Here is a 6,696-nt window from a genome sequence, read left to right as displayed (position 1 = left end):
GGTGGATGGCTCGAAGGCATCGTCCCGGCGCTGGGCAGTGCAGGCCACGGCAGCGCGTTGATCGCTTTCGCCCTGCCCGGCTGATTCCTGGCCCACTACCCGCCCATTCAGGCACCCGCCCAGAGACCGAAAGGAGAGAAAGACCATGACCGTTGATAACAACCGGAAAACGTGGGAAGCACCCACGATCGCGGAAATCCGCGTGTCCGCCGAGGTAACCGCCTACGTGGCAACCAAGTAGAAGAATCCGGTGGGGTGCCGGAGCCAAACCTGGCCCGGCACCCCACCGGCCACACAGCGAAAGGATGTAACCGGTGATGCTCACGCGCATACTGGGATCGGCAGCCGGAGGAGGATTCCCCCAGTGGAACTGCGCGTGCCCACAGTGCCGGGCGGCACGGAGCGGCTCGCGACCCTGCGTCGCACGCTCCCAGTCGTCCATCGCGGTCAGCGCTGACCGGCAGCAGTGGTTCCTCTTCAACGCCTCACCCGACATCCAGTCACAAATAGAGTCCTTCGAGTCCCTGCATCCCGACGACGGCAGTGTGGCTCGGATGCAGGCCGTGCTGCTGACTGACGCCGAGCTTGACCACACGCTCGGCCTGCTCTTGTTGCGGGAGGGTCGCGGACTGGAGGTTCACGCGACGGAGTCGGTGTACGAGACCCTCACCTCGGGAACCGGGATACTGCGGACGCTCGAAGCGTACTGTCCGGTCACGTGGCGACCGGTGGTGCCCGGCACCGAGATGGTGCTAGGCCAGGGGCTGTCGTATCGCGCGTTCGACGTCCCCACCAGCAAGAAAATGCGCTTCCCGGGGGCTGCGGAGAGCGGTCGGGTCGTGGGCTACCGCGTCACTGACACCGCCAGCCGTCGAAGCTTGGTCTACCTCCCTGGCGTGCAGCAGCTCACGCCCGACATCCTCGAGGAGCTGGCGGGCTGCTCCGCCTTGCTGGTCGACGGTACCTGCTGGCTCGACGACGAGATGCCCAGGCTCGGCCTGGCCAGCAAGACTTCGCGTGACATGGGACACGTACCGATCGATGGGCCGGGCGGCAGCCTTGAGCTGCTGTCGCCGCTACCCATCGATCGCAAGATCTACATCCATATCAACAACACCAATCCGATTTTGCTCGACGACTCGCCGGAACGACTCCACCTCGCCCGGCATGGCATGGAGGTCGCGGTGGACGGGCTGGAACTGGAAATCTAAGGAGCAACGATGACGGCAGTACTCACACCCGATGAACTCGAGGAGTCGCTCCGCGCGCACGCCAAGCAGTACCACAGCGAGCACCCTTTCCATCGTCGGATGAACCAGGGACAGTCCAGCCGCGAGGAGATCCGGGGGTGGGTGGCCAACCGCTTCTACTACCAAGTGAACATTCCCCGGAAGGACGGGGCGATCCTCAGCAGCTGCCCGGATAGTGAGGTACGGCGCCGCTGGGTCCAGCGGATCATTGACCACGACGGCACCACCGAGGGAACCGGCGGGATTGAGTCGTGGCTGCGTCTAGGTGAGGCCGTTGGCCTAACACGTGAGGAGCTCGAGGACTCACGGCATCTGCTCCCCGGTGTGCGATTCGCCGTCGACGCCTACGTCAACTTCACACGCACCCGTCCATGGGTGGAAGCGGTGGCATCCTCACTGACCGAGTTGTTTGCACCCGATCTCATGGCAGAGCGGCTCTCAGCATTCGAACGCCACTACACCTGGATCGACCCACAGGGGCTCGCCTATTTCCGGGCTCGCATTACCCAGGCGCCCCGCGACTCTGAGCACGGCCTTGAGATCGTGCGGAAATACTGTGTCACTCCAGAAACGCAGGCAGCGGCGGTGGCGGCACTGTCCTTCAAGTGCGACGTGCTGTGGAGCATGCTCGATTCGATTGACCAGGCTTATGGAAATCGTTAATGGGGCCGCCCGGCCGCGGTTGGCTCCGCACGTGCGGATGGTCTTCAACGCCGCGCGCGGGGAATACGCGCTGCTCTCACCAGAGACGATTTTGGCCATCAACCCCACCGGCGCCGCGATCGTGGAGTTGTGCGACGCCAAGCGGACAGTCGCAGAGATCGAGGCCGAATTGCGCCGCCGATACGACCAGGTCGCCGACGGCGACGTTCAACGCTTCGTGTCGGCCCTCGTCACCAAGCACGGCATGGAGGTAGACCATGGATAAGCCCTACGGGCTGCTCGCTGAGCTCACGTACTCCTGTCCACTGCAGTGCGGCTACTGCTCCAATCCCCTCCAGCTCGACGACTATCGTGACGAGCTGAGCACCGAGGAGTGGCAACGAGTATTTGCCGAGGCCGCCGACCTGGGTGTGCTCCAGCTTCACCTCTCAGGCGGCGAGCCGCTGCAGCGCCACGACATCGTCGACCTGGTGCAGTGCGCCAACCAGTTGGGCCTGTACACCAACCTGATCACCAGCGGGCTCGGCCTATCCACCCGTCGAGCCGAGCAACTCCGCAAAGCAGGCCTCGACCACGTGCAGCTCAGCATCCAGGCCGATGAACAATCCCTGTCCGACGAGATCGCCGGCACCGTCTCGTTCGAGCGAAAGCACGTGGCCGCGCGGCTCATCAAACAGCTGGGATGGCCACTAACCCTCAACGTTGTGCTGCACCGGCAGAACATCGACCGGATCGGCGGCATCCTCGAGATGGCGCAGGCGATGGAGGCCGACCGTATAGAGCTGGCAAACACGCAGTATGCCGGCTGGGCAGGACCTAACCAGGCCGAGTTGCTCCCGACCAGCGACCAGCTGGAGCGAGCCGAGGCGTCGGTACGGGCGGCTCGGGATCGGTTCGGGGACCGGATGGAGATCATCTACGTCATGCCCGACTACTACAGCAAGTACCCCAAGCCCTGCATGGATGGCTGGGCCAGTCGCCAGTTCACCGTGGTGCCTAACGGCGAGGCCCTGCCCTGCCCGGCCGCCCATGAAGTCGCCCGCAGCCTTGAACTAGCCCCTGCCAGTGTCCGCGAGCACTCTCTGGAGTGGATCTGGGAGAAAGCACCACTGTTTCAGCAGTTCCGCGGCGACGCGTGGATGCCGGACCCGTGCCGCAGCTGCGATCGCAAGGACATCGACTTCGGCGGCTGTCGCTGCCAGGCCTTGGCGCTCACCGGCGACGCTGCCAGGACAGACCCGGTATGTCACCTCTCGCCGGACCACGGACTGGTCGAGGCGGCGGTGGCGGCAGCAAACGACCCGATGCGGCCGCAGGCCGGCTCTGTGATTCCCCGCCAGCAGGCGGGCCGCACGAAACGGGCGATTGCCCCTACGCAGGGAAGGACGGGGAGGACGCCCGTCCCGCTGTCCGCCACCGTGTTGAAAGGAATATCATGATCGCCCTGATAGGACTCGGATTCGCCCTGGGCCTTGACAACTTTCGGACATCGATCGCACTCGGGGGACTCAAACCGACCTGGCGCCAGTCCATCAGGACTTCCCTGATTTTCGCCGCATGGGATGGCCTGGCACCGGTCGTTGGGCTGCTTATCGGTGAGTACTTGAGCACCAAGATCGAGGGCACGGCCGGGATGATCGGGGCGGTCGGCCTTGCCGGATACGGCCTGTGGGTAACCGTCAAGGCGCTCCGGTCACCGGAGAATGCCGACCTTGACTTGAAGACGGCCAGGCGATGGCTGCCCGTGCCGTTGAGCATCGACAACGTGGCTGCGGGTGCAACGCTTGGCCTCGCAGGCTATTCGCCGTGGATTGCACCCTTCCTTTTCGCCTTCACCACTTTCGTGATGGCGGTCGCTGGACACCAGATCGGCCGCACGGTCGCCAACTTCATCCCCCGCCTTCGTACGGACCTGCTGTCCGGACTCGCGCTCGTGGTGATGGCGGGCCTCATGGTCGCGGGCGTGGAAGCTGACTGATGATGCAGAACACCGACCTGCGCGACCGGGGAGAAGAAAGTGTGCGCCCACCGTGCTACCACTGTGGGGAGCCCTACACCTTGGGGGATGCCGGCCGGCACGCAGAGCCAGTCAGCTGCGATGTCTGTACGCGCTGCAAGATGATGCCCGCTTGCTACACGTGCCGGAACATGTACTGCCCCTGCGATGTGCACCAACACGGAAAGGCTTAGCTCCAGGATTAACGCCGACGCAGGCCGCACCGGTTCGTCTAAGGAATAGGACATGAATCAACAAACACAGGAACCCCCCGGGGGACGTACCAGACTACCCGACCAGCAGCCTGTCCCGGACTGGGCTTCTCTGCAGCCCGGCGACTGCGTTGAGGTCTCGCCCGTCGACTCGATCCTGTATGTGGCCTATGTGGACGACCGCTCAGACGACGGCGGACTCATATGGGTGGTCGAGAGCGGAACAGGGTGCCGTCGTCTGTTTGTTCGTGATGATCCCGTCATGCTGTATTCGATTCGATCTAAAACATTGCCCACCCCAACGTTGGTGGAGCCTACTCTCTCGGAAGGAAGCTGTTAATCATGCCTACTCACGCCACCGGGCATTTGGAAGTCCTCGTTACCGACCCCGGTCGATTGTACGATTTGCTCGACGATGCAGAGGCCGAACTCCGGCAGGTATTGTCGACCGAATGCTGCGCCGGCATCCTGGTCACCCGCCACAATCCTGGCCGGTACACACTCACGCTCAGCGACGCGGTTCCCTTCGGAGAGACCCGCGAACAGATACTCTCGTGACCGCCGGCCGATGACCCCGCTGCCTGTCGAAGGTTAGTGGACAACAAAGTCTGGAACGGATTGTCGGACCGTCCTCTCCTCAAAATCCAAGTCGCCGTCTAAGAAATAGGAGAATAATGACTGCCATTTCAACGACCCAGTCAGGTGCGCCGGTTACGTCCGATGCGCATTCGAAGGCTGTCGGTGCTGACGGCGCGATCATCCTCACGGATCACTACCTGGTGGAGAAGCTCGCCCAGTTCAACCGCGAGCGGGTTCCAGAGCGTGTGGTGCACGCCAAGGGCGGCGGCGCGTTCGGCACGTTCAAGGCCACCGAGGACGTCTCCAAGTACACCAAGGCGGCGTTCCTGCAGCCCGGTGTGGAGACCGAGATGCTGATCCGTTTCTCCTCGGTCGCGGGCGAGAACGGTTCCCCGGACACGTGGCGTGACCCGCGCGGTTTCGCGGTGAAGTTCTACACCTCCGAGGGCAACTACGACCTCGTGGGCAACAACACCCCGGTGTTCTTCATCCGCGACGGCATCAAGTTCCCGGACTTCATCCACTCCCAGAAGCGCCTGCCCGGCACGCACCTGCGTGACGCGGACATGCAGTGGGACTTCTGGACCCTGTCCCCGGAGTCGGCACACCAGGTCACCTGGCTGATGGGTGACCGCGGCCTGCCGGCGTCCTGGCGTGAGATGCAGGGCTACGGCTCGCACACCTACCAGTGGATCAACGCCGAGGGCGAGCGGTTCTGGGTCAAGTACCACTTCCGCTCCAACCAGGGCGTGAACTCGATCACCGGCGAAGAGGCCGAGGCGCTGGCCGGCTCGGACGCGGACTTCTACATCCGCGACCTACACGAGAACATCGAAGCCGGCAACCTGCCCTCCTGGGACCTGCACGTTCAGGTCATGCCGTACGAGGACGCCAAGACCTACCGGTTCAACCCGTTCGACCTGACCAAGGTCTGGCCGCACGCGGACTACCCGCTGATCAAGGTCGGCACCATGGAGCTGAACCGGAACCCGGAGAACTACTTCGCGCAGATCGAACAGGCCACCTTCGCGCCGTCGAACTTCGTGCCCGGCATCGCCGCGTCCCCGGACAAGATGCTCCAGGCCCGGATCTTCTCCTACGCTGACGCGCACCGCTACCGGGTGGGTACCAACCACGCCCAGATCCCGGTGAACCAGCCCAAGAACCAGGTCAACAACTACAGCCAGGACGGCGCCGGACGCTTCCTGTTCAACGCCCCGTCGGTTCCGGTCTACGCACCGAACACGTTCGGCGGCCCGGCCGCCGTTGAGCAGTCCCCGGCAGGCGGCTGGGAGAACGACGGCGAGCTGACGCACGCCGCGCACTCCCTGCACGCCGAGGACGGCGACTTCGTCCAGGCCGGTGCGCTGTACCGCGAGGTCTACAACGACGCCGAGAAGGCCCGTTTCCTGGACACCATCACCGGTGCCGTGGGCGGCGTGAAGCGCGAAGACATCAAGGAACGCGCCATCGCGTACTGGACCAGCGTTGACGCCGAACTCGGCGCCAAGCTCCGCGCCAACCTCGGCGCAGCACCCCTCTCCGACGCCGAAGCCGCCAACAAAATCGGCCCAAGGCCATTACCAACCCCGTTCCTACACTTCTATCCGGGCTCGGCGTGGTGCTCTGCTTGCACACCTTCTCCGATGAATTGAGCCGAAACATGAAAATTGGACCTCATCAAAGCCCACATGGACCGACGGGGTACCGGTGCCCGATCCGCCAGAGGACCTCGCCAAGGTGGTCGGTGACGATGAGCACGTGATAGTCCATCACGGGGCGAAAAATATGCAACCTGAATGCAACCTTCCGAGGCATCTACTTGTGAAGTGGGTCACGGAAAGGCGACAGGCCAAGGCGTGGCAGGTCATCAAAGGAAAGAGGAATCATGCCCGAGATACCAAACCGCATTGCCGCCGGCCGCCAGACATGGTGAGCAGGGTTCAGCACTTGCCGTTGCACATGCGCAGGTGGGCGTTGTCCCTGGACTGCGCAG

At 63.6% G+C, this 6,696-nt stretch carries 8 protein-coding genes; all 8 read left to right on the top strand.

All coding sequences use genetic code 11. The features are described from left to right. Positions 1-145 precede the first annotated feature (145 nt). The 8 genes from pqqA (at position 146) to ACFQ50_RS14290 (ending at position 6,355) form a co-directional block, all read left to right on the top strand. The gene (gene pqqA / locus ACFQ50_RS14325; RefSeq protein WP_377996210.1) at positions 146-241 is read left to right on the top strand and encodes a pyrroloquinoline quinone precursor peptide PqqA; all 96 of its coding nucleotides are present in this window, start codon (positions 146-148) and stop codon (positions 239-241) included. Between the two features lie 76 nt (positions 242-317). Continuing rightward, positions 318-1,211: a pyrroloquinoline quinone biosynthesis protein PqqB gene (gene pqqB, locus ACFQ50_RS14320; protein ID WP_377996212.1), complete on the top strand. Its 894-nt coding sequence runs from the start codon at positions 318-320 to the stop codon at positions 1,209-1,211. A gap of 9 nt (positions 1,212-1,220) precedes the next feature. After that, entirely contained in the window at positions 1,221-1,913 is a 693-nt protein-coding gene (pqqC, locus tag ACFQ50_RS14315; RefSeq protein WP_377996209.1) for a pyrroloquinoline-quinone synthase PqqC, read from the top strand. Next, positions 1,900-2,178: a pyrroloquinoline quinone biosynthesis peptide chaperone PqqD gene (gene pqqD / locus ACFQ50_RS14310; protein ID WP_377996208.1), complete on the top strand. Its 279-nt coding sequence runs from the start codon at positions 1,900-1,902 to the stop codon at positions 2,176-2,178. Before pqqC ends, pqqD begins: the two co-directional genes overlap by 14 nt. Then, entirely contained in the window at positions 2,171-3,352 is a 1,182-nt protein-coding gene (gene pqqE, locus ACFQ50_RS14305; RefSeq protein WP_377996207.1) for a pyrroloquinoline quinone biosynthesis protein PqqE, read from the top strand. The genes pqqD and pqqE overlap by 8 nt, the downstream gene beginning before the upstream one ends. Beyond that, positions 3,349-3,891: a manganese efflux pump MntP family protein gene (locus tag ACFQ50_RS14300; protein WP_377996206.1), complete on the top strand. Its 543-nt coding sequence runs from the start codon at positions 3,349-3,351 to the stop codon at positions 3,889-3,891. The genes pqqE and ACFQ50_RS14300 overlap by 4 nt, the downstream gene beginning before the upstream one ends. Positions 3,892-4,463: 572 nt before the next feature. Continuing rightward, positions 4,464-4,679 carry a hypothetical protein gene (locus ACFQ50_RS14295; RefSeq protein ID WP_377996205.1) on the top strand — a complete coding sequence of 72 codons (216 nt, stop codon included), beginning with the start codon at positions 4,464-4,466 and terminating at the stop codon, positions 4,677-4,679. A 116-nt stretch (positions 4,680-4,795) separates the two neighbouring features. Further along, a complete protein-coding gene (locus ACFQ50_RS14290; protein WP_377996204.1) occupies positions 4,796-6,355 on the top strand; it encodes a catalase in 1,560 nt (519 codons plus the stop codon). The last annotated feature ends 341 nt before the right edge of the window (positions 6,356-6,696 follow it).

The sequence above is a fragment of the Arthrobacter sp. NPDC056493 genome (genome assembly GCF_042795115.1).
Lineage (GTDB): Bacteria > Actinomycetota > Actinomycetes > Actinomycetales > Micrococcaceae > Arthrobacter.
The sequence above is the reverse complement of the archived record's forward strand: the minus strand, read 5'-3'. Positions and strand labels throughout refer to the sequence as shown.